This is a genomic window from Hungatella sp. SB206 (genome assembly GCF_051132295.1).
GTDB classification, from domain to species: Bacteria; Bacillota; Clostridia; order Lachnospirales; family Lachnospiraceae; genus Hungatella; species Hungatella effluvii.
Genome location: NZ_CP096603.1, coordinates 3,306,383 through 3,329,952, shown reverse-complemented (window position 1 = coordinate 3,329,952; position 23,570 = coordinate 3,306,383). Strand labels below are relative to the sequence as shown.

Sequence of the window (23,570 nt, the reverse complement as noted above, 5' to 3'; positions counted from 1 at the left end):
GACAGTCAATGTTGCTATTCCTATCTTTAGTTAAGGTGGTGATACTTATGATGAGGCTCATCTCCCCCATCTGCTGTGGACTTGATATCCATAAAAATGTTATCGTTGCAACCATCGTTACTACTAATAGTTCTGGAATATCGAGTGTGTGAAGAAAAGTCTGCAGGAAAGATTTATGATATCTTGGAGTGTCTCCGATTTCATCATCTCAATCACCCTCATGTCAATCCCATTACAAAAAATATTTTTTGTTTAAAGCGACTTTAAAACTATTATTTGTCCAAAGCCGCTTTGTTATCGTCATAATATTCTTACACCAAGACTCTTTCAAAAAACAGTATAGTAAGCACTTGACTAAATAGTAAAATCGTTGTTTTTACTAGAATTTTTCTTAGACTTTTTTTAATGCTGTCGTACCATTGATTACTTCTAATAAATTGTTTTCCATCTGTTTTTTAATTTCAATTATAGACCTCCCATATTGTACAGCTAAAAACTCTATCACATCCATATCCCATGGCATATACAACATTCCATTCTTTTCAGTAAACGGTGCATCTGTTTCTGGCAATATTTTATTTAATGGCATTTGCATGATTATATCTCTTCCTGCTTTTGAATAACACATTTTAGGATTTATACTAAACCAACAACCTAACGATAAAGCCTTTTGAAGTTCTTTTATATTTCCGGTAAACCAATGCATTATAGGCACATTCTTATCTAAAGTTTTTTCTATACATTCTAATACATCTTTAACTGCACATCTTGAATGTATACTGATTATTCTTCCATGGTGCTTCTCAGCTTCACTTAATGCACCATAGAAAAAGGTTTTTTGTACAGAATATGAATGCCTATTTCTGCTAGTACCATCTATACCTACTTCTCCAATATATCTGGACTTTGAAATTTGTTCCATAAATAGATCAATTTCATTCCTTCTATCTGCCACTAATTCCGGATGAAATCCTAACGCAACTCTCACATTATCTGTATTATTAAAATACTGGGATGTTTTTAGATAGGCGCGCGGACTTGTCGTAACCGCTAACACCTTTACATTTCTTTGCTTGACTTCATCAAATACTGCTAACGGATTCTTGTATAAATCCAAATGACAATGGAAATCTATCATATAACACTATGCTCCCTTAACAATGCTCCTATTTCTAGCCCCCCACGTTCAATAACACCTAAATATAAATTTCGTTCTTCTCCTTTTGCAAAAGACAACATACCTTTCACAAGACTTTCAATGCCATTTTTTTTCAATTGAACAACAGCCAATGCTGCAGCTGCTACATCTTTTGAATACGAACATTGTAAATTTTCTTTAAAATACCCGCCTTCTGTAACATCACACAAATTATTTTTCAAAAAAGCTGCTCTCCTTACTAAACAAGGAACACAGACCCCACAGTGCTGTAATTTCCGTTGATATTTTCCACAACTTGTCGAACCAAAAATAAGTTTTTTCATCAAATCCTGATTCTTACAATCCATCAAAACTTCACCTTTTGTTTTATATTTGTATGGTAATACAAAATCAATATTTATTCCCACATCATTCCAAATTTCCTGCATTGCTTTCATATATACAGGATGGGTTGTTTTTGTACTAAGACTACCTGTTCTAAGTGGATCTAATGGCATATTCAAACTAATATATCCATTTTCAGGTACGAATAATTCTTTCCTGCCTTGAGCATTGCAATCAATGCCACAAGATGCCAATAATGCAAAAGCAAAAAAGACCATTGATCTTGCTCTGGTCGAAATTTCCGATTCTCCTTTTTTCTTTATATTATTGCTCCATTGGCACAAATTATTTATTCCAAACTGCATGGCATATTCTCTTTGATGTTCAGCATCTCCCCTAACTGTTTGAGATACAAATAAAGGATTTCTTCCTTCTTCATGCAAATCAATTGCTCCCACTAAACTGTCCATACCTCCTGACAACAAACAAATACAATCCTGCTGCCTTAAATCATATTTTTTCTGCGGAACCAGCGATTCTGGTAAAGCATTTATATTTAAAACCCAAAAATCTCCGCTGAGGAAACGAAGCATTTCCTCTAACTTCCTTTTTTCCTGTCTCCATTTAGGCGCATCATGCAAATATATGCAAAGCTCAATTTTTCTTGTCCAACCATCAGCACTCTTTTTCCTCAATACTGCTTTATCTGCTGCAACTACAGCCATAGCAATAATTGTAAAATCCAATGCCTCTACTGTTGGAGCTATTTTTGATTTTCTCAATTCTTTAAATAGTTGTACTCCCACATGCCCTACATTGTTTATTTTCTGTTCAGGAACTGTAAACATTTCAAAATAATAATCATCATCACTATAATACTTTGGGGTACAGCATCGTGGATAACAAATCACTTTATTCATACTTCAACCTCATACACTTCAAACGTGTTTTTTATAGCTGTTTGAAATAATTTCTGCATATCAATCGTCTTACTACCAGAGTTTCTAAGCCTATTTAACTGCGATGATATTTCTGATTGTAAATAATCTTTCATTTCGTTCATACGATTAACACGTTCTACAGCTGATACTTCTTGTTTTTCAAAAGCTTGTCCTATGTCCAATTGGATACGACTAAATGCCTCATTGCCAAGAAATGTACCGGTGAGAGACCATATCTGATCATCAGTCAATTTACTAATATCTGTATCAGGATTTTGACTCATAAACTCGCTCAATGCAAATCTTCCTGAATCTCTACAAGATACTTCGTCTAAGCTTCCACCAGTTGGGCATACATTATCAATTATTGTATCAATAATTTCATTCGCATTAGCACCTCGTCCTTGCAATTCTGATAAAATTTTACCCAATGGGAAATTCTCGTTATCCCTTAAGGACTGAAATGTCTGGAAGAAATTCGCAGCTGCTTTGGTTGAAGTACGCATGCGTTTGGAGAGATTTTTCGCTCCGCCCATTCCTGTTTTAGAATAATGCCCCAGCGATTTTCTCAAAGAGTCTTTACTCCCAGAATGAACGTATTCACCCATTCCTCGTCTAGCACTTGCAAAACGGAATTTGGGTGCAATAACAAGTTTTTCATCATCATCCGGTTCTTTTTCATCAGATTGATTATCATTTTCACTATCGTCATCATTTTGACAATCCGGTTGCTCATTATCTTGATTAGGCAACTTAATGTCATCTAACCACTCCGGATCTAGTGAAACCCCTGCACCTGGTCCCATACTTGAAGCTGATGTTCCCATATGTTTTCACCCCTACTTCTTTTGTGTATTTTGTGTTATGGCCCTTTTTACACTATCTGGTGTTTCTGAATCGTCAGCCCATTGTTTCAACATATCTTTAGCCCATTCCTTTTCAGCAATAACAGGAATAATGGGAGCTTTTCTAGATTTTGCCGGTATCTCACACAAAGCCAAAGCTAAATTACGACCTAATTCGGGAAAAGCTTCCGTAATATGTACTGCTGCAAATAAAGCATTTACATTCCATTGTTCATTACGTCCCAAACTAATTATTCTTTTCAACAATTTCTCAGCCTCTCTTATTCCTAGAGATTTAATTGATTCAACAAGTTCCCTAAGGTATGTACCATTCTTTACTTTCTTTAACGCAGTTAACAATTCTTTGCCTTTAATAGAAAGTTCGTCATATGCAGCAAACGAAAGCGCCTTATCTCTGCTAAGATACAAAAGTGGACGCAAATCAAGTCCACCTAGTTTCGGTTCAATTAATACCCATTTCTGTACAAAATCATTGTTCCATGTAACATCTGGAAATTCATATTTTTCACCACTTATTAAGCTATCTTCTAACTTTTGTATAAATTCCGGTTTTCCTTCCTCTGCGTTTGCAACTTCTTTAGCCAGATAATCAAATGCCCCTTCTGATGCACATCTCTCAAACAATAACATCTTTATTAACACACCGGAATCTAACATCATTCCATTAATTTTTGCAACTTTTTTTCTTATCTCAAGAGCATTTAATAACCGTTTTATTAATCTAGGATTACCTTTAATATTATCCGCACTTACAAGAATACCTGCTAATTGATCTGCAATTGCTACATATTCCTTCATGGTTCTTTCTGTATCATCATCAAAAACCCCTTCTATTTTTTCTGCTGTCACATCATCTTCCCATGCTTTATTCAAAAGCTTGCTTAATTTATTTTGCGCCTCTAAAAATGCTTCTTGTCTCACTCCGTTTCTTTTAACTTCTAATTCCATGAACAAGAGAACTATGTACACTTTTACTTCTGCAATCCCCAAATGCGGTATTTTTATTGGAACTTGAATCAACTTATCGAAATAACTTGTAACTAACTCATCTGACAATTCAACTCCATTAAAATGGGCACGTACTCCATTTCTTATCATCTGTTCATCTGCTGCGATGATAAAGGCTGTTCGCTCTACAAATAATAATAATCTCATTGCTTCAAGAGTCGAAATCGCTGTTTCAGGTAAGCACCGATCTAAATCATCTACCAAAACAACAAGTTTCACTTTTAGCTGTTTAAGTATTTCTTCAAATTCCTTCCTAATTTCCTCAATCTGCTTTGTTGCCGGCTCTGACATCTCTTCATTATCATTTAAAAGATTTTCCAATTCTGGAGTCAGTCCTTCAATCGCAGTATCTATCGCTTCACTGTTCTCAGACTTTTTATCACGATTATTCCAACTGCTTTTTATGACATTTGCAAAATTTGCAATCACGCCGACAGGCGCTGCTCCTGGAATAAAGCCAGCCAACAAAGGTAATGCCAGTTTTGATACCTGAAACCAATTAATACGTTTCAGGAATTTCTTGAATTTCTTTCCAAGCTCACCATCTTCATCAATTCCTTGTTTTTTCATTTCTTCAGTCAATTTCATCGTCACCGACTGGAGCAAGGCGGATTTCGCATCTTCATATCCCTGATATAACCATGCATTGAATTCAAGAAAAATATATTTGTTATCACTGGACTGGTCATTCAAATCTTTACCAATCATTTTTACCATGGAGGATTTCCCGGCCCCCCAGCTTCCAGATATTCCTATAGATATTGGATTATCCCCTGACTCAATTATTAAATCTGCAACCGTCTTAGATACAACTGAGAAATGCAAATAGTCTGTAGTAGTTTCAATATCATTCCACATATACTTTTCTCCTAAATCTTTGATAGATAGTTCAAAGTTTACTTTTTTATTTTTATTGAAAAAATCCGGATTATGTAACGTCTCCCATAGTGCTAAAAATTCAATGATGTAACGGCTTCGCATTCAGTTATGGATTGTGGCGGCCGAATCTTCACCTATTTATTTTGCAATATCAGTTAAAGAAATATAGTCATTATAACTTCCATTCGACACAACGAAAATTTGCATTCCCTGGATATTAATTTACTTTTAAGACCTTTTACTACTTTGTTCTCAACCTCAACCACTTTCCTCATTATATCAAATTTTGTGTAAAATGTCTTGCTCTTAACACCTATTTAAAAATATATTCGACATTTTATAATACTAACTCTAATCATATTCAAACATAATTTCCCAGATTTTGTTGTCACAATCTCCGTCTCGGTTCCGAATACCGCCTCGTCCTGGCTGTCCATCCATTTCACACGATAGGCCAGGTAGTTCAGTTCCTCCAATCTTTTTTCTGACACTGGGACCTCATACAGGTACTGGCGCAGATTTGGAATGGATGATTCTACATAGGTGGTAGCTGTTTCCAACGGAACTGTATCCGTTCCATTCAGAAGAGAATAGGCTTCTCTCATTTCTTCGATTGTAGCCGGCAGACTGATACCTACACCAGGGCTCACTGTCCGGCTCAAATAAATCTTAAACATCTAAATTCCCCTCTCTGTCCTTTCACATATAGCCGTTTCTATTTTTGATACTCTATTAAAAGAGGCCCGCCATTTTTATCTGGCTGACCTGAAATTTTACCTCATATCCTCTTTTCCCCATCTCACATCTATGAAAAGGCCAAAAAATCGGGGTCAAAATCGGCCATTTTTTGCCCGATTTTTTTCTCGATTTTTCGCCAAAACCACTATATCTTGTGGTTAAATCCCTCTATTTCCCTTCCGAACCACAATTCCGCATCATTATTAACTCTTTATATCTTTCATAATGTCATTTATAGGTATAAAACCGTGGTTATTAGTTGTATCAGTTTCACAATAAGACACAACACCACACCTTATCATTCCAATCACCTTATGCTCTTCGTTTAATACAACACCCCCACTTGCGCCATGCACAATTCTGCCACTTACTGTTATTAACTTTTGTCCCATAAAAGTTCGCTCTCCAGTAACATATACAGTTTGAACATCTGGTGTATTTCCTAAATTATAATCGGGATAGCCAATCATAATAATTTTACTACCTATTTTTATATCATCCGAATCCCCCAACTCCCATGGAATTAAATCTTCTCTACCAAACCCATTATAACAAGCATAATCTATATTCTCATTTCTTTTTAGGAACTTAATATCATTAGATATAATGCCTATTTGGTCTTCTTTAAAAGTTGTTACCTTATAGAAGCCTTCTTTTTTTGTTACATGGTGATTAGTAAGAAGTAAGTCCGGATCAAGCAAAAAACCACTGCCTTGTATGTAATCATCAAGAGCATTAATTTCAATTATGAATACAGATTTTTCTATCTGCTTTATAAAATCCAAGTATTCATCTACACGAAAGAATATTTTGCCCGAAACTCGATTCAACTCAGAAGCATATTTAAGATAGGTAGGATTATTATCTCCCCTAATACTTTTTATATATTCAATTTTCCCTTTTAATACTTGTAAAAACCAATTAATAATCTCATCTTCTTTTTCACTCTTTCCTGAATTGACCGCTTCAATAATTTTAGGATTTTTGCATTTTCCTTTCTCAACATATAGCTTCGCAGACTCTAAAAGACCTTTAACTTTACAGCTATATAATAATGCCCTAATTTCCTTTATATAATCTCGTCTCAAATTAACAAATTGATTAACAACTAAACCGGTTACTATCTGTCTCTGTCGATAATCAGATATTCTAACCTTATTGTAATTTATCAAAAAATTATTTTTTTTAATAAGTTCTTCCAAGACAGTGCCCACATGAACCCCATTAAAATCCACATAAGCAATTTCCACTGGAAAATCAGCTTTATATGTTGAAAATGTAATATCGTCTGCATATCTACTATATTGCAAATTATATTTCTTTGCCAGCTTAGTCAATTGAGTATCTAACGGTGCACATACCATATTTGTTAAAATTGGTGATGTAGGGGCTCCTTGAGGAAGTTTTCCTTTATAACAAGCAATTTGCGAAATAACTAAGGCAGCTTCTTCACCCAAATTATATGGCGGCTTCATTAGCATACCTCTGACTCTACCAAAATGAATTTGGTCAAAGAAATTTTCCAAATCAATGTTGAAAACATACTTCTTTTTTACATGTCCTTTGGCATTAGTCGCCACATTTTTGTCCAAAACAAATCCATGAGCTGCTGGCTTCGTTTTATATACCATATTCAATATAACTGCTAATTTCCTTTGAATAGCTTTGAGTTTATCATTTGGCGCACAAATAACTCTTTCCCCGCCATTCTTTTTTGAGATTGAAAACTCGACATACATATTATCTGGTTTTATGCTATATAAAAAATATCTTAAACTTTTTTCTTTTATACCCAATATGTCAGCCACATCTTCGCGGCTTTTCATATTAAAGAATTTTTCTCTTACCATATTAGGTTCTTCAAGCATAACTTCCTCCAAATAAAATAGGAGAATTCTACCTTATCCATGCCCACATTGTGATTATTATAATTCACATATAGTAAAGTGAGATAGTCAGAGGGATATCCCCCTAACATTATAGTACATCGTTGCAGTAACACTAACGAATATAAATTCTCCTATGTAATAACTATATCATAATTTTTTGAAATATCAAATACTAACTATAATCTCTACATGAAATTCCTATAATCATATACCACACCTTCATACTGCGATAATAGCCAGCCAACTCTTGCTATAGCATTGGATGACTGAATTGTACATGGTAACTTTGAATACAATCCAAAACTATTCCAATTCATTTTTGATAACCCCAATATTTCTGTTGCTATTTGAGCCAGATCACCATTACCATAATGTTTAACAATTTTTAAAGGAGCCGGTATACTTTTTCCACCTTGAATATATCGCAGGTTAGCGTTTTTTACCGAAGGGGCTATTCCATGAGTATAGAGATATGCCGTATTTTCATTAATAGCAAAACACACGCCTCTTCTTACTGGGTACCCATCAATTTGTAATCTTCTATCATATTCAAAACATCGAAATCTATCTTCAAGAGTTATCTCTATTAAATCAATGTCTTTAACCCCAGCACTTCCTAAACATTTTGTTAATCCATCAATCTCTTGTTTCTGGAATGGGAACCTTTTATGTATAACCACTCTTTGAGGAAGCGTTTTAAATGAATCAAAAAATAGTTCTTTAATATTTAAGCCCAACTGATAAGCTTCATTTTCTGATAAATATGGATTATTTTTTGAATCAAATGTTACATCCTTAATTTTTGATAATTTATATCGGAGCCCTTGGCCGTCTGCTCCATAAATATGACTACACCCTATAAGTGTTTGGTTATCCGTTTTAATATGATCAACACTGTAACCTATTCCCGCGAACGCGGTGTCAGTTCTTAAGCCACTTAAAATCCAAGGTGTTCTTCCAGCTTTTACATAAATTGCAAGAGATAAAGCCCAGGCAATTTGACAATCCAACTCACTATCAATTGTTTTTTCTCTAATAAACTGTGTCGAGATATGTCTTTGAACAGAAAAAGCTTTTACATAATCATGCAAATCATAATGAATATTTCCATCATTAAAAAAAGTAAATAACTCATACTCTTTGGGAATATAAATAATAATAACATCTACACTATCACGTGATTTTAGATATTCAATCTTCTTCTTAATCTGATCACCAAAATTCAAGCATGACTGATATAAGTTGGCTTTATTTAGCATTTTATCATCTAATAGAGCCCATTCCGCAATTAGCGGAACACTGAGTCCAACCCCATAGACGGACTGAAATCCAGGATAATCAATAACGTAATCAACATTATAATTAACTTTGTGTTTTTTATTAAGTCGATCCAAAAAATCCTCTAATTTTTTTCGGATCCTACTGGGCTTATCACTCCTAAAGATATGTTTGATTTAAACAATCTATTATTCATATAGAAATCATACGGTTTATTATTAATCAACCCTCGCATAGGATGAAAATCTGTATGCATCGCATTCTGGGCAGGATTATAAAATTTTAATTCTGTATCTGCAAGTTCTGCGCCTCCAATGCATATTCTTTTTTTCATATCATCATCAGGATTGTGTAATGCCTGTCTTGATCTCAACCCAACAAGTAGACTTTTATTGACAATTGTAAACTCGAACCCTGATTCAGAATTACATGGATACATTGAAATAATCGATTTACCATCTGGAAAAATTATATTTATCCAATGTTTAATATAAGCCGCATAATTCTTATTCGCTTGCATTTTACATATTTGTTCCATAAATCTATCCGAAAATTCTTTATTTTCTTCCTTGCTAACATTATTTCGATCTTTATAATAAAAAGCAGGCGTTAGTGTCAAATATGAGTACTTCCAATCCATGAATAATGAAAACCGTATGCCCTGATATGCTTCAATATTTTTTCCGTTTATAGTGTAGTTTATTTTTTTTGACTCTCTCCATATTTTGTTTCTATTATATTTACAATTGCTATGCTTTCCAATAACAATAAGCAATGTTTTTAAAAGCATACTTTTTAAAGTGCCATTGTCAAAAAAAATTTTTCTTGTCAATGGTACTAGTTCTATCGTTCCATTAACGTTAGGGCCACACATGTTACTAATCGAATTTCGATTTCCCCAAGCATAAATCATTCCATTATAAGGTACTGCAACTATGTTATAATCAATCAGCTGCTTGCAATAATCCCATAGGTTCATAACTGAACTGTTTTTCACCTCAAATTGGTAACATTTATCTGGAAATTTAATTGGATAAACATTTGTATCTACAATTTTGTTTACACCCTCCTTATACGGTGAAAACGTTGTTGTTCTACACTCATACCCAGCACCCAGATCAGCTTTTAATTTTTCAACTTCTTCTTGTAGTTCCTTGTCTTCAAAACACATATGCGCAATATTAAGCATTGTTTTATCAAAACCATCTGTAGGTATATAAAACGCCTCTCGCCCATACAAATTGAGTTTCTCAATCAGAACTCTCACTTCTGGTGCAATATTCCTACCATATCCACACCAATAAAGCCTTCCAGCACCACTTCTACAAAAGCTACGCTCTATTGCTTGCATTAGTGATTTATCTCTTCCGCTATACCCCATTACAACAAAATAACGTTTTGATGCTTCAAATGATAAGGCATTAACAAAAATATCACTCTGGCTATCTAATTCCTCTTTACTGTTTTTTAGAGGACCATATTTGTAATCGCCATGTAGAGCAATACATAGCAACTCCTTATTAGCATCAGTACGATATATCCTGTCTTGTGATTCCAACGTAACCTCAATAGGAACTAGTTGATATTTATGCGCAGCTTTAATAATTAAGCCATCAAAATTGGTAGTCCAAACACTTTTAATTATCTCTCGCTCTGCTAACAAACATAATATATGATATCCCAAACTTGGCGTCTTTCCTGTTATGTTTCGTTCAAAATATTTTCTTCTATCGTCTGGAATTCTAAATGCTTTCTCAATATAATAAGAGTATTCAATATCTTCGCCTTCTTTAGGATATGTACCCTGATTATCTAACCAATTTTGGATTGACCGTTTTATATTTTGTGATTTGATATTATTATGCATTTCTGCCAATGTAGGATTTTGAGAAATGAATATATCTCTTTTCCATTCCCAAATACATTCGCTAGCACAAGGTATCCCTGATTCAACTGATGCACCAGCACCCAACAAAAATGAATACTTTGTATCTATATTTTGTTTAATAGAACGAATAAATTCATCAAACTCTAAAATATAGTCCATATATCTCTGTTCCTTCTCTCTCAAAAAATTATAAATAATATTTCACATTATGATACTATTATATAACTAACAATCTTCACATTATCTTTAATTATTAATATTAGTAGATGACACATTTACCAACCATAAATACTGCTCTGTTTTTTCTTGATTATCATCTTATCTTCATCTGACCGTGAATGGTCCCTTTTCCCCAAATACTCATCTTCCCTAGCGACAATTGGATCATACCAATCAGCCTTCTTCTTCGCCCATTCAATCCATTCAAAATCAGCTTCGGTCAGCTCTCCTTTATTCAGTATTGCAGTTATGTAATTTCTAATCTCACAAGCAATCCGATAATCTTTTGCTATATTCTCCAGTGCCTGCGTTTTTACCGCTTCCTGCTGCCGTCTTTCTTTCACTTCCTCTTCACGGAGTTTCGCCTCCAAATATAAACGATGCTGCTCTTCTCTCTTTTCCCGTTCGATTCTGTGTACATTGGAAATTTCATAAAGACGAATTATTATTTCATCCAAGTGCTCCTCTAATTTTAACTCTACACTATCTTTAATATACGAGCTGTCGTCAAACACAATACGAAGCTTACCATTGTATACATTATCGTATTTTTTTATTTTAGGTTCGCTTGCATATCTTTTATATCGTTTGGCCTCTTTATACTCCAGTAATTCTTTTGCCTCCTGCTTTGTTATTTCATGGGGTACCTTATCCTGGGCCTCTGCAAACTTAAAATGCACAACATCTTGTCGTATCTTTACAGACAAGTCTTGCTGCACCTCTCCTCCCAGTTTTTCTACTGTTTTAAATATGACATCCATAATTAAAATAGCCCGGCTTAATCCATCCTCAGAAACATCATTTATAAATCGAGGTGGCTCAACTGTTTTTCCTCTATCATAATAATTTCGATTCCTTGCTGAGAAATTATGTTCCTTGAGATAATCCTTATACTCTTTTATTGCTCTCTTATATACAACTAAATTCTTATGTAGGTGAGCATTTTGTTTAATTTCCAAACTATTGATTGCTTCAATTACCTTCGCTTTTTCATCAGTCGTTAAAAAGTATAAAACCGTATCCGGTATATCTAAATTTGTAGAAAATGGTATCACAGTTGGCGCTTCCTCTTTAAGCCTCTCCATCGCTTCTATACATCTCTCTTCTGGCTGTACTGCTTTTTCAACTTTTTCTTCCTCTACAAAGCTTTTCTTCCGTTTTCTGGTTACTACAGCACCTGCCAGCGTCAACTCTACAGACACATCTACATCACCTGATAAAGGTACTAAATCTGTTGATACATCCTTTCCAAAATCCACTCTTGTCCAATATCCAGAAGGAGGATATGGGACGTTCGCCTGTTTTAAACTGCTAATTAACCGTCCATAGTGTAGATTATATTTTTGGGCAACCTTTACAAGTGACTGTTTCCAAACTTCATCATAAAGCTGTTGCCTCGTTAAGGAAATCACTTCCTTACCTTTCATGCCAACTCCTCCCCCCTTCGTATTTTTTCTCTTCATCTTTATACTTGGACAGCGAAAACGCGTACTCAAACAGCTCTATTTCTTCGGTTCTGCGTCTTCGCTTAATATAAAAAGCAGGTCTTGTTTCATTTCTTCAAACTTTTCAATTATTGTGGTCAGGTTCTTTTCGATATTCTGAACCTGGATTTCATTTATTTTTCCATGATTATATGCAATTAACCGTTCAGCAATAATATGATATGACCAACTTTCTGAGTATCTTCTGTCACGCTCCTCATTATGAATGGCAAAACCAATTGGCAAAACACCATTTCTCATACCAATGCTTACTGCCATTGATGATATCCCCAAATATTCACCAGCAATCTTGCAAGTTATTTTCGATATACCACGTATCTCATCATCCGTATATTTCGCCATAGTTTACTCCTTCCATCCACCTTTTTAATAGCAATAAATATTGATTTAAAACACTTACACCATTGCAAAGCTATACATACATAATTATATTCTGATAGTACCATTTCAACTTAAAGCCTACCATCAGATTCAATATAATCTTTTATTCATTTTAACAACCTGTTCTTGTAGCATTCGCAAATGTCCTTTGACTACCATTAGGAACATATATCTACATATATCATTTATATATCAGGGGCTACTCCAAAGCAAATTGCTAAGCAAAATTAAAGGTGTACAAAGGATTTGTAAATGTCAAATAGAAATAAGCAAATCTCCTTCGAGGACAGTAAGCTACCAAACAACGCCTTCATAAATATAGGGTGAGTAGCCCAGTAAACTACTCTTTTTTAACCTACTAGATTTGCATATAATCCACTTAACTATATTAAGGTTATTATAACATGGAATGGATTATTTTCCCACAAAGCTTTATAAATTCATATCATCTCATTATAAACCCATTCTCCTCCTACTGGTTGGAGTTCATACTCAGTGCTTTGGCTGCGTTTGACGAGCATATGAAAGCTGGACGTTTTTGTTATGATACTGCTGTCTGTTTCGATTCTCCGTAGACCATCAGGAATTCTTTCTCACCTATCTCTTTTTCCGTCATGCTCTGTTGAACCTTAAAACCCTCTGCTCGATAAAATGATACTGCTCCAGTGTTTCTTTCGTATACATGCAGGGACAGATATTTCTTCAACCTTACTGTCTAGCTGGTGTCAATTCCCATGCCCCAAGGTTGACTGCTGCAACTCCTGTTATCTCATTCTATGTTTCATTTACATTTTTCCATTCCGTAATATCAAACAAACTCATCTGACCCTTGATGGTCTCCTCCTCCATCCACCACGAAAAAACATCCTCCGCCGTCTTCCACTTTGTCTTGCCCCCGCCAGCATGAATTACATCAAGCATTTTTCCAAAGGATCTTATATATGCCCGCTGGTAGGTCGGGAATAGCCGAAACTCTGTCCAACGGTTCTTCCCTGCCATAGGGCATCCCAAACAGCCGACTCGGTAGAATCCCATATCATAAAGCGGATTAATCTCCAGACGCTCGCTGCGTATATATTCCCACACATCTGAGTCCCGCCAGTCCACAATCGGGTTGCAGGTTCTTTTCCCTTTTAATGTGCAGTTCTCAAACAGCATCCGTTGCTCATCATTGTCATTATTCAGGATAATCTTCTTACTGGGATCCGAGACAAAGTTCTCAAAAACTCCCCGGCTAGTCTTCCTCTTCGCACTCTCCGCCCATCGCACACCGGTAGTAATAAAGCGATCCTGGCAGGAGTTCTCTTTACAAATTTGGCAGCAATATCTCTGCAGCCTTGTCGGTGGGAATTTTTTCATAGGGATCAGAGACCACATGGTAACTCTCTGGCCTTTGTAAATCGGATAATTCACACAGCAGGTAATCCCCTCCAGTTCCAACTTGCGAAAAATATCTCTCACATAGTAAATGGTCTGAGGTTCATCTGCTGTAGTCAGGTTGTGATGAATCTCAAATGGTATCCTGGCACGTCTGACAATTTCCCTACATACTGCGCTGTCTTTCCCTCCACTGTCTGTTACAACCAAGGGGCGTCCGTATAGTCTTAAGGACATCTCGGACGCCATCTTCACCCTTTCTATCGCTTTCTGTTCTAAATCCATTCAAAAAAGAGTCAGATATCTTTTCCCGGCCGGAACTCTGCCTCCTTCTTTTTGTCTCTCTTGCAAAAGAAAAAAGACACTGATTTTCATCAGTCTCTCCCTGTCATAACAATCTGCTCTTTTCTATTTACACAGTGAACACCATCACCTCCTTTACAGCAAAGCCCCACCATATTCCTGGATTTACATATTAATTTGCGGTCCCTGAGTTATTTCTGCCTCCTGAAACAGTCCGACATATTGACTAATCTCATCCGCCAATATCTGGTAATCCTTCTGGTTCGGCTTATAGACATACCACTCCTTCTCCTTGTTTTCCCAAATATGCGGGATAATCCCTTCCTTGAAATTGGGATTGCTGACCGCCTTCCTGCCCCAAATATCCCGGAATTTCAACGCATTGGTATCAATCATTCCCTCTTTTCGGTTAAACATTGTCATAACGATTCCGTCATATGTTGTAGTAGAGGATCTGGAAAACTCCAGACGCATACGAACTTCCTCATTTACTCTCACATAGCCACAGCTTCCGATATATGTTGCATCTTCGCTGTATCGGGTCACACCAAGCACCTTTTTTAACTCCATTCGTAAAAAATTCACCATTTAACCTCCTCTGTCCCTTTTTACAATTTAATCCGCGGCCCCTGTAAGGTTTCTAGCTCTTGAACCAAGTCTGCATATTTATCAACCACCTCCGCCATTTTTTCTTAATCGTTTTTTTCGAACAAATAAAATAAAGGCTATTACGATAAACAACGTTTACTAACCAACGCCCTATCATAACAGCCTTCTAGCTTGTAATTAACAAAAATGACCAGTCAAGTCCAATTTTATCGGTCATTTTTATTATGTATTATGATGCTTAATTACTCCTTAAATTTATGCAAGCTTGTATCTCTTATTTAATTATTTCTTTCGTATCTGTAATTCACCCCAGCCTTTTCCGCTTGGTGCATCTGGTCTTTCCGCTCAATATGATAGATACGGTTTCCTTTTTTGAATTTAGCACCTGTCTGTTTGAACCAGAAAGGAATATCATACTCCACACACTGCTGCATGATTTCTAAGATCCATGCGTAATCACAAATCCTGGCCTCTGGGCCAGACTCCCCGCCACAAGTAACTTGTTCAATTAATCCGGTTGCCAGATACCTACGAATCTCAATCCATTCCAGCATTGGTTCATGAATAATCGTCCGGTGTCTGATTGGTAAATTCAGAAAAATGGGGAGCCGATAGTCGGCCATATTCTGATTCTCACAGGTACAGCAGATTGTTACATTGTCATATCCTTCTCCCCAGTCTTTTGGAAGTCCAACCTGGAATCGATGGATTCGTTTTGTAATGATTACAAAATGCAGGTCATCCCTCTCCCGAATCATCTTCCATGCTTCAGGCCGCCATTCATCCGCTTCTTCTACAAAAAAGTCTGAGGTCATGCAAGTATACACGGCCCCCTCGTCCGGCTGTAATTTATATATACCTTTTCGATTCCGCTTTACCGGCAGAGCAAAGCTGGATGTCCTGGCTATGATGCTGCTGTCTTTTCCAAATTCGGCGTCTCTGCGGTACACATAGCAGTTCAGACACCCCGAACTTACTTTTCTACATCCGTGCCATGGATTCCAGGTTGCCATAATGCCACCTCCCGCATATTTAGAAGCCTTATGGTATGTTTCAAAAATGGTTGATCCGATAACATCTCCCTTTTCTATAACTGGAAGTTATAGAATTTCTTTTCATTATCTTCCTTTGCTTTTTTCTTTTCTTCTTTTTTTGCCTTATATTCAAAGTATATCCACATAATATCTTCCATTAATATTAGAAAAAGTCACTTTGGTAGGGAAAAGGTTCATTCCCCTGGCAGCCATTCCAACAACACTACAAACCCACTCACTTAGTTCATTTGGAAGTCGAAAGCACTCAGATTCTCCATCTTTTAGAATTGTTATTATTGGAGTGAATTTCTGATCCACCCCAACCGATAATACATCAAAAGTCTGAGAACCTTCATGCAACGGCAAAAGAAGTTGGTTCACCGAATCAAAATATACCTTCCCACCCCTTGAGTTCAAATATGATTCTTCATCAAAGGGAATTACAGGCTCAATGGGCAGTTTGCATCTTCTCCGCTCAAAATACCTTGCCAACTGCTCACAAGCAAACGCATTAAAGTATTCGCCCTGCATATCTATATCAGCCCGGATCTGTTCGACAGATTCAAAATGGTTCATAAAATTAAGCAAAGCATTGAATACAACCAAATTATCAGAATAAATGCCAGAGTACGATTTGTACCAAGCTGGTTGCCATTCGCAAATAAGACGATATAGCTTTTTGTAAAGCTCTAATTGAACTTCACTCAAGCAAAACCAACCTACGTCCAGAATCTTTTTGTTGGTGCTTTCATCAAGAGATTGGTATCGTAAGGAATCGCATAACCCCTTCAACAGCTTAGAAATTATTCCCGCCATCATATCTGCCATACGAAGACCTGAATGTTCCATAGAACCGGCTTCATCTGAATTATCCAGTCCTATTTCACGGGCAGACTTTAGAGTTTTGCTTTCTTCCTCCGCTTTACCTTCTTTATCAATAATAAGTGAATAGTTCTGTAAATTTTTCTCCTGTAGATACTTATAGACCCCATCAAAAGGCATATGATAATCCCAATCAAGCTCTGGAGCATCTGAAATTTCATCTAATACGAGTAAAATTTCTTGAAATGCCGTCGTCTCTGCTTGTTTCAATTCCAAATCGTTTTTATTAAATTCAACCCTATCTCGGAAAAACTTCTTTAGTTCCTCTAAAAAGTCTTTGGGTGATTCGTAGAGGCATTTAATGATTTCCCTCGGGTGATATATAACGAGAGCCTTTGTAATGGAATACTTCATAAAGTCTGCATCAAAGAGAAAACTGTTCTCGTACCCTTGAAAAACCTGCAACATAAGGTATTCGATCTTGCTGGAAACAGAAAAGTAAATATGAATTTCCTCGTCAAAAAGCGACAGAAAATCATTTATAAACTGAGCATTCTGCTTATTAAGGGAGGCAAAACCATACTTAAATTGTTTTTGCTGAAACATCGTACTTTTGATTTCACCATTACGATCTTTTCTATCTGCGTACTTAGCCTCAAAAGAAGCATGCCGTTGCAGAATATCATCCTTCTCGGCTGACCATCCTACAATCATGGTTACGAAATTATCATAATAATTAGAGGCACTTACTGTCTGATAGTTGATTTTTCGACTATGCTCAGACTCATCATAGTAGAAATTATATTTAGACATTTTGTAACTCCTCCTTCATAATAAATGACAATTTATAAGTAACTGCCCAAAAAGTTATTTCATCCACCTTATCAAGCTATGTTCCCTCATTTAATTCGCTGTCCTCATGAAACACCATCAGGTACTCCTGCTCCCCAGTTCCTTTCTCTGTCATGCTGTTTTCAACACGGAATCCTTCCGCCTGATAAAATGCCACAGCGCCTGTATTCTTCTCATATACATGCAATGACAGGCGCTTTTTCCTCTTTACCTCTGAAATCAGCTGATGGCCGATCCCCTGCCCCCGGTGTCCCTCCGCTACAAATATTCCGGCAATATACTCTGCGTCCATGCCAATGAAGCCTTGGACCTCCCCGTCTTCCTCAAACACATACACCTCTGCATTTGGCAGCACGGAGCGGACTGTCTCGAAATTCTGTCTCCAATACTCCTCTTTTATAAATGGATGAGCATTTAAGTTTCCCTCCAGCCAAATCTCCATAATCCTATCCAAATCCCGAAACTCAAATAACCGAATCATCTAATCTGACGCCTCCTCGTTCTACTGCTATTATACAGGAGCAGACATGATAGCGCAATATGTTTTCAGAACATTTGTTCTTTTCGTGCTTAACCACTGTTCTGGGCTTGCATTGAAAACTTGTATTCAAAGACTTACTTTTAAAGCTGCAGCTCCTGCCCAATCTGACTTCCGCCCAGGTAGTCCCGCCGAAACTCCTCCTCTGTTTTTATAAACAGGTTGTCATTATTGTCTGTATCCCAGAACCCAATATAAATCTCACCCATCTCCGTCTGAATAGGCCGGTAAAACAGTTCTTCTCCCCAGCCGCTATCTGCCATCGCCTTCCACTCTTCCATCACAGCCGCCAACTCCCGGTCATTTAATTCTCCGTATGTTCTTACTGTAAGCACACCCCAAAGGCTGCCGGCATATGCCTCTACATCTGGCGTCATAGATGCAACCCGTTTTTTAAGCAGTTCAGAAAACAGATATTCCGCCAGACCTTTCTCGGGGTAGCTTTTTAAGCTGGCCTGAATCTTTTCCCGGATCATGTTTTCATACGAGAGAAGTTCCTTCCCTCTTAAAAGCTCCGGCACAAAGGATTCACTTCCACTCCAATAGGCGGTTACAGCCAATGAATTGTATAGGCGGAATTCATGAACAGACGGACTCAGTTCCTGTATCGGATGTCCCTTATAGATGAGCGTGCCAAATGTTGTCTCCACCGGCCCATTCGCTTTCATTTTCTGCAAACCAAATTCTTCGAGACGGACATATGGTTCCAGTTCCTTCTCGATATAAATCTGATGTAAATTCAGCAGATACTTTGCATAGCACTCCGCTGACAACTCCTGAACCGGGAGGAATTCATAGTCCTTATAATTACGAATAATCTGACTTGCTGCATCTGCATCCCTTGGAACCTCAGCTTCTAGTGAAGCCAGAAGTTTCTTTCTCGACACAGTGGTTTTATCCGCCAAGTTCTGTATCTCCATTGCAATCTGGTTCAGCTCCCTAAATGTGAGCCGTGGAGGTAAGAACTGATCCAACTCCCAGATATTGCTGAGATAGTCTGCCACCTCATAAACGTCATATATTCTGCATTTCTCCTCAAGGGCCTCCAGCTGTTTCTCCGTCATAGGGAAATAATAACAGTTCTTTTCCGGATACTTCTTATCAAATACCAGATACACCCGGAATACTGCTGTCCCAGGCTGCACCACTTCTGGATTCTGCGTCTTTCCTACTTCCGGTTTTGGTGCCTTGATTCTTGTAATAAGCCCCTCATCTGTCAACCTCTCACTGGCTTTCATATGGAAACGGCCATACGCCTCATAATCAAAATAGCCGGTCAGTTCCACCGGCAGCGTTCTCCCTTCCCGCTCAAACAGATCATGTCCATACTGTTCTAGGGATTTTATCTCTGGATGGCATTCGTACTGGTCTAAATGCTCCATTACCTCCACAATCCGTATCAAAGAATCCGGCTTTTCATTCTGCAGCACAGTCTCGAAGACAGCCCGCTCCTGTTCCGTCCAGGAACCAATCTTTGCGGCAAGGTAGTTTAACTGTCCAAGGTTTGAATCCTGAAACACAAATTCTCCAATTAACAGATGTGCCAGACCGGACACCGGCGCTTTCACATCTCCTATGAATGGAATCATCCTGGAAGGATGGTACCCGGCCAGTTCCTCCTGGACCTGTTCTGCCTGTTCCTCCGAAGCCGGCAGCTTCATCCAAATTCCGCCATCCCAGTTTTCACGCTTCACAAACACTTCCATTTAAGCCCCGCTCCCTTCCTTATTCCTTCTATATTAAACATGGTTCCGATGATTTAAGTAAGGATATTACCCGGCAGCGCTCCCGACTGTACTTCCTGCCCCTGAGACTCGTCCTCCTTCTGTCCCTGAACCAGTTCTTCCGACTGAAACAGAGACAGATATCCATTGACCACCTCCGCTATCTTCTGGTAGTCCTCCTCTTCCATCTCACAATTCCACCAGACAGAATCTTTATACGATCTCAGTTCTGGCCCTGCCATCCGTTCCCCTTCCGTTTCTTGTTTCAGACCAGTCACATCACTGATCAAAAACTTCATCTGATCCACCAGCCCATTGGTCCGCTCCAGCACTGAGACGGTAAGCCTGGTATACCCACTGTCCATAAAGCCCTGTCCCAGCTCAATCTTCCCTCTGAGATTCTCCTCCAGTCTCCCATAGCAGGCTTTCCCCACATAATGCATATCCTGCATCGCAATCCGCCCTTCAAACATCTTTTTCAGCTCTTCCGATATCATTCCGCTGTTCCTCCCCGTCTATCGTTCTTACTCCTCCCTGTAATACCAACAATAAAACCCCCAGCTGTGATAAGGATATCACACGGTGTCTGGGGACTTTATTCTTGCCACTGTCAGGATCCCGGCAGGCAGGAATCCGTTGATTCTGCCGCCGGTCTTAGTCATATTCATTGATTCTCTGGGTCATCACAATCCCTGAGTGGAACTGTATTTCAATCTTATCTTCGCTGATTACCATGATGGCCTTAATCAGTCGCCTGACCAGTTCGTCATCAAACTGGCGTTTTAGGTAGTTGGTCTTTTGGATGTACTGACCCATACCTTCCACTCTCTGGTCGTAGGCTTCGGCCAGCTGCTTTTCCCGGCTCAGCTCTGTCCTCTTTTTCTTGAAGGCCCGGATCTGGTCCGTGATCTCCCGATACGCCCGGTCGAACTCCTCATCGGCGCTCTCCGTTTTAGCACTATCCTCGATTAGGGCCAGCATCTGTTTCTGCAGTGCATCGATCTTCTCATCATATTCGGTTGGCTCCACGTTGTCCGAGTAGCTGCCCAGGATCCGGATGACATTATCCCGGAAGGCATCGATGAACTCCCCTTCATCCTTTACCACGGAGTTGATGGCCTCCATAATCGCTTCGTGGAGCGCTTTTTCTTCCAGGCTGGGGGAATGTTTACACTTCTTGGTTCCGCTCTTCAAGCGGCTGTAACAGCGCCACACCGGCTTCTTTGTACCGCCGTTCACCCATACCTGCCTGCGGTAAGGCTGTCCGCACTCTTTGCAGTACATGATGTCGGCCAGCACATACTTGGAACTGTATTTTCCCCGGATGGTGGTTCCCTTCTTTTTTGCCGGGCGGTAAACATTCGCCCGGCGGGCCCGTTCCTCCTGTACCTGGTAAAACAGTTCCCGAGGGATAATCGCTTCATGGTTGCCCTCGATGTAATACTGCGGTACGATTCCTTTATTGACCGCCCTCTTCTTTTCCAGGAAATCCACGGTATAGGTTTTTTGCAGCAGCGCATCCCCCATATATTTTTCATTCATCAGCATTTTGGAAATCACCGTGGCATGCCACACGGTGTTTCCTGTCACAGTCCGAATTCCTTCCTTTGTAAGCGTCTCTGCAATTTTGTTAATGCTGTTTCCTTCCAGGTATAATCGGAAGATTCTGCGGACCAGCTTTGCCTCATCCGGCACGATGACCAGATTTCCTTCTTCATCCTTGGTGTATCCCAGAAATTTATTGTGATTTACATACACCACTCCGTTTTCAAACTGCCTCACATACCCCCAGTGGACATTTTCACTTAAGTTCCGGCTTTCCTCCTGGGCCTGGCTGCTAAGGATGGTAATCAGCATTTCCCCGCCATCCCCCAGGGTATTGATGTTCTCCTTCTCGAAATACACGGCAATATTCTTTGCCTTTAATTTTCGGATATGGGTAAGGGAGTCTACCGTGTTCCTGGCAAAGCGGCTGATGGATTTTGTGATGACCATATCAATTTTCCCTGCCATACAGTCATCAATCATTGCTTGAAAGTCATTCCGCTTACGGGTCATGGTGGCGCTCTTCCCGTCATCTGCATAGATTCCTGCAAACACCCATTCCGGGTTGCTGTTGATTTTTTCTGTATAATAATTCACCTGTGCTTCATAGCTGGTCTCCTGCTGTTCCTGCAAGGTACTGACCCGGCAGTAGGCGGCTACCCGCAGCCGCTTATATTGAGCCCTTGTATCACGGCTGAATTCCGGATTGGCTGGAATTACAGAGATGTTTTTCTTTACAACGGTTGCTGTTCTGGCCCGTCTCATCCGGTTTCCTCCCTTCTGCTGCTTCCTGGATAGGAAGCTCAATTTTTACACCATTCATTAATTCATATTCGAACCGTCTGTCCTTGTGAACGGTAATCCGATGTATCGTTGCCTTAAAAAGTTCACTATTAAATTCTTTTTGGAGTGGATTTTCTTCCAGGACTGTTTTCAGTTTTTCTGTCTGGTAATTCTGGTCCTGAATTCTGGACACCCGGTACTGTAATCTGGCCCGCTCATAAATCAGCCGTACCATCTCCTCGGATGGATACTCCGGCTTTTCCTCCAATTCCTGCAGCTTTCTGGTCAGTTCTGCCGCCTCACGGCTATATGGCAGGCCCTGCACGATGGTTTCCGGCTCTATCTGGAACCTCCCCTCCTTCACCCCTCTCATCAGTTCCATAAATGCTTGGATGATCTGGCTGTCTACCAGGAATATGTTCCGGCAGCACACCCTGTTTTCATTTATGTAGTGCTTACATTTCCAGACGATTTTTTCTCCCGGCTGTCCGCAGTGCTCCACGTACCGGCGGTAGGGCTGCCCGCAGACTCCGCAGATCAGACTGCCTGCGAACATAGAGCGATTCCCGAAGCTGTTAGGCTGCATGACACGCCCCAGCTCCCTGCTCTTTTCTTTCCTGCGCTCCTGTACCTGGGTGAACAGTTCTAGTTCTATCATTGTTGGATAAAATTCGTCTCCCAGATACTTTCGATTCTCCAGGATTTTTCCAACCGTCCCATGATTCCACACCGGCTTATGGTTTGCATTGAGTGCCCCCTGTTCTGTAAGTTTTCTCGCAAGCTGGTACAGGGAAGCTCCTTCTGAATACTCCTGGAAGATTCGATTTATAATCTCTGCCGTTTCTGGATCAATTACTATTTTTCCTTCCGCCATCCGATACCCCAGCGGCATATGGCGTTGTCTCATA

The 23,570-nt window shown here is 38.8% G+C and carries 19 protein-coding genes; all 19 read right to left on the bottom strand.

All coding sequences use genetic code 11. The features are described from left to right. Positions 1-391: 391 nt before the first annotated feature. Positions 392-1,138, bottom strand: a complete 747-nt coding sequence (gene qatD / locus M1L66_RS14555) for a Qat anti-phage system TatD family nuclease QatD (protein ID WP_048931263.1) — start codon at positions 1,136-1,138, stop codon at positions 392-394. Then, a complete protein-coding gene (gene qatC / locus M1L66_RS14550) occupies positions 1,135-2,403 on the bottom strand; it encodes a Qat anti-phage system QueC-like protein QatC (protein ID WP_434693693.1) in 1,269 nt (422 codons plus the stop codon). Before qatC ends, qatD begins: the two co-directional genes overlap by 4 nt. Then, complete coding sequence (gene qatB / locus M1L66_RS14545; RefSeq protein ID WP_048931265.1) at positions 2,400-3,251, bottom strand: Qat anti-phage system associated protein QatB; 852 nt, start codon at positions 3,249-3,251, stop codon at positions 2,400-2,402. The genes qatC and qatB overlap by 4 nt, the downstream gene beginning before the upstream one ends. A gap of 12 nt (positions 3,252-3,263) precedes the next feature. Further along, positions 3,264-5,156 (bottom strand): KAP family P-loop NTPase fold protein, encoded by a 1,893-nt coding sequence (locus M1L66_RS14540; RefSeq protein WP_048931266.1) that lies wholly within the window; start codon positions 5,154-5,156, stop codon positions 3,264-3,266. A 338-nt stretch (positions 5,157-5,494) separates the two neighbouring features. Beyond that, positions 5,495-5,854, bottom strand: a complete 360-nt coding sequence (locus M1L66_RS14535) for a hypothetical protein (protein ID WP_240305388.1) — start codon at positions 5,852-5,854, stop codon at positions 5,495-5,497. Positions 5,855-6,118: 264 nt separating this feature from the next. Then, positions 6,119-7,783 (bottom strand): reverse transcriptase domain-containing protein, encoded by a 1,665-nt coding sequence (locus tag M1L66_RS14530; protein WP_048931268.1) that lies wholly within the window; start codon positions 7,781-7,783, stop codon positions 6,119-6,121. A gap of 206 nt (positions 7,784-7,989) precedes the next feature. Then, entirely contained in the window at positions 7,990-9,198 is a 1,209-nt protein-coding gene (locus tag M1L66_RS14525; protein ID WP_434693688.1) for a hypothetical protein, read from the bottom strand. A gap of 8 nt (positions 9,199-9,206) precedes the next feature. Then, the gene (locus M1L66_RS14520) at positions 9,207-11,129 is read right to left on the bottom strand and encodes an SIR2 family protein (protein WP_434693685.1); all 1,923 of its coding nucleotides are present in this window, start codon (positions 11,127-11,129) and stop codon (positions 9,207-9,209) included. Positions 11,130-11,245: 116 nt separating this feature from the next. Then, positions 11,246-12,616: a hypothetical protein gene (locus tag M1L66_RS14515; RefSeq protein ID WP_002566036.1), complete on the bottom strand. Its 1,371-nt coding sequence runs from the start codon at positions 12,614-12,616 to the stop codon at positions 11,246-11,248. A 75-nt stretch (positions 12,617-12,691) separates the two neighbouring features. Further along, complete coding sequence (locus tag M1L66_RS14510; protein WP_002566037.1) at positions 12,692-13,036, bottom strand: hypothetical protein; 345 nt, start codon at positions 13,034-13,036, stop codon at positions 12,692-12,694. Positions 13,037-13,849: 813 nt separating this feature from the next. Next, a complete protein-coding gene (locus M1L66_RS14505) occupies positions 13,850-14,701 on the bottom strand; it encodes a phosphoadenosine phosphosulfate reductase family protein (RefSeq protein WP_082174022.1) in 852 nt (283 codons plus the stop codon). A gap of 219 nt (positions 14,702-14,920) precedes the next feature. Next, positions 14,921-15,343, bottom strand: a complete 423-nt coding sequence (locus M1L66_RS14500; protein WP_048931272.1) for a hypothetical protein — start codon at positions 15,341-15,343, stop codon at positions 14,921-14,923. A 299-nt stretch (positions 15,344-15,642) separates the two neighbouring features. Further along, the gene (locus M1L66_RS14495) at positions 15,643-16,377 is read right to left on the bottom strand and encodes a DUF5131 family protein (RefSeq protein ID WP_048931273.1); all 735 of its coding nucleotides are present in this window, start codon (positions 16,375-16,377) and stop codon (positions 15,643-15,645) included. Between the two features lie 150 nt (positions 16,378-16,527). Next, entirely contained in the window at positions 16,528-18,033 is a 1,506-nt protein-coding gene (locus tag M1L66_RS14490; protein ID WP_118077277.1) for a DUF3800 domain-containing protein, read from the bottom strand. Between the two features lie 76 nt (positions 18,034-18,109). After that, positions 18,110-18,553 (bottom strand): N-acetyltransferase, encoded by a 444-nt coding sequence (locus M1L66_RS14485; RefSeq protein ID WP_048931275.1) that lies wholly within the window; start codon positions 18,551-18,553, stop codon positions 18,110-18,112. Positions 18,554-18,693: 140 nt separating this feature from the next. Next, positions 18,694-20,316, bottom strand: a complete 1,623-nt coding sequence (locus tag M1L66_RS14480) for an antirestriction protein ArdA (protein ID WP_117634115.1) — start codon at positions 20,314-20,316, stop codon at positions 18,694-18,696. A gap of 53 nt (positions 20,317-20,369) precedes the next feature. Continuing rightward, positions 20,370-20,831, bottom strand: a complete 462-nt coding sequence (locus M1L66_RS14475; protein WP_048931277.1) for a hypothetical protein — start codon at positions 20,829-20,831, stop codon at positions 20,370-20,372. 157 nt (positions 20,832-20,988) lie between these two features. Further along, on the bottom strand, positions 20,989-22,644 hold the full coding sequence (locus M1L66_RS14470; protein WP_048931278.1) for a recombinase family protein: 1,656 nt from the start codon (positions 22,642-22,644) through the stop codon (positions 20,989-20,991). Next, a complete protein-coding gene (locus M1L66_RS14465) occupies positions 22,568-23,569 on the bottom strand; it encodes a recombinase family protein (protein WP_048931279.1) in 1,002 nt (333 codons plus the stop codon). Before M1L66_RS14465 ends, M1L66_RS14470 begins: the two co-directional genes overlap by 77 nt. Between the last annotated feature and the right edge of the window lies 1 nt (position 23,570).

Bases quoted from the DNA above. Each gene is read 5' to 3' on its own strand.
- M1L66_RS14490 (WP_118077277.1), bottom strand. From the start codon at position 18,033: ATGTCTAAATATAATTTCTACTATGATGAGTCTGAGCATAGTCGAAAA.
- M1L66_RS14485 (WP_048931275.1), bottom strand. From the start codon at position 18,553: ATGATTCGGTTATTTGAGTTTCGGGATTTGGATAGGATTATGGAGATT.
- M1L66_RS14465 (WP_048931279.1), bottom strand. From the start codon at position 23,569: ATGAGACAACGCCATATGCCGCTGGGGTATCGGATGGCGGAAGGAAAA.
- M1L66_RS14535 (WP_240305388.1), bottom strand. From the start codon at position 5,854: ATGTTTAAGATTTATTTGAGCCGGACAGTGAGCCCTGGTGTAGGTATC.
- qatC (WP_434693693.1), bottom strand. From the start codon at position 2,403: ATGAATAAAGTGATTTGTTATCCACGATGCTGTACCCCAAAGTATTAT.
- qatB (WP_048931265.1), bottom strand. From the start codon at position 3,251: ATGGGAACATCAGCTTCAAGTATGGGACCAGGTGCAGGGGTTTCACTA.
- M1L66_RS14495 (WP_048931273.1), bottom strand. From the start codon at position 16,377: ATGGCAACCTGGAATCCATGGCACGGATGTAGAAAAGTAAGTTCGGGG.
- M1L66_RS14505 (WP_082174022.1), bottom strand. From the start codon at position 14,701: ATGGCGTCCGAGATGTCCTTAAGACTATACGGACGCCCCTTGGTTGTA.
- M1L66_RS14540 (WP_048931266.1), bottom strand. From the start codon at position 5,156: ATGTGGAATGATATTGAAACTACTACAGACTATTTGCATTTCTCAGTT.
- M1L66_RS14515 (WP_002566036.1), bottom strand. From the start codon at position 12,616: ATGAAAGGTAAGGAAGTGATTTCCTTAACGAGGCAACAGCTTTATGAT.
- M1L66_RS14530 (WP_048931268.1), bottom strand. From the start codon at position 7,783: ATGCTTGAAGAACCTAATATGGTAAGAGAAAAATTCTTTAATATGAAA.
- M1L66_RS14510 (WP_002566037.1), bottom strand. From the start codon at position 13,036: ATGGCGAAATATACGGATGATGAGATACGTGGTATATCGAAAATAACT.
- M1L66_RS14470 (WP_048931278.1), bottom strand. From the start codon at position 22,644: ATGAGACGGGCCAGAACAGCAACCGTTGTAAAGAAAAACATCTCTGTA.
- M1L66_RS14475 (WP_048931277.1), bottom strand. From the start codon at position 20,831: ATGATATCGGAAGAGCTGAAAAAGATGTTTGAAGGGCGGATTGCGATG.
- M1L66_RS14500 (WP_048931272.1), bottom strand. From the start codon at position 15,343: ATGGTGAATTTTTTACGAATGGAGTTAAAAAAGGTGCTTGGTGTGACC.
- M1L66_RS14520 (WP_434693685.1), bottom strand. From the start codon at position 11,129: ATGGACTATATTTTAGAGTTTGATGAATTTATTCGTTCTATTAAACAA.
- M1L66_RS14480 (WP_117634115.1), bottom strand. From the start codon at position 20,316: ATGGAAGTGTTTGTGAAGCGTGAAAACTGGGATGGCGGAATTTGGATG.
- qatD (WP_048931263.1), bottom strand. From the start codon at position 1,138: ATGATAGATTTCCATTGTCATTTGGATTTATACAAGAATCCGTTAGCA.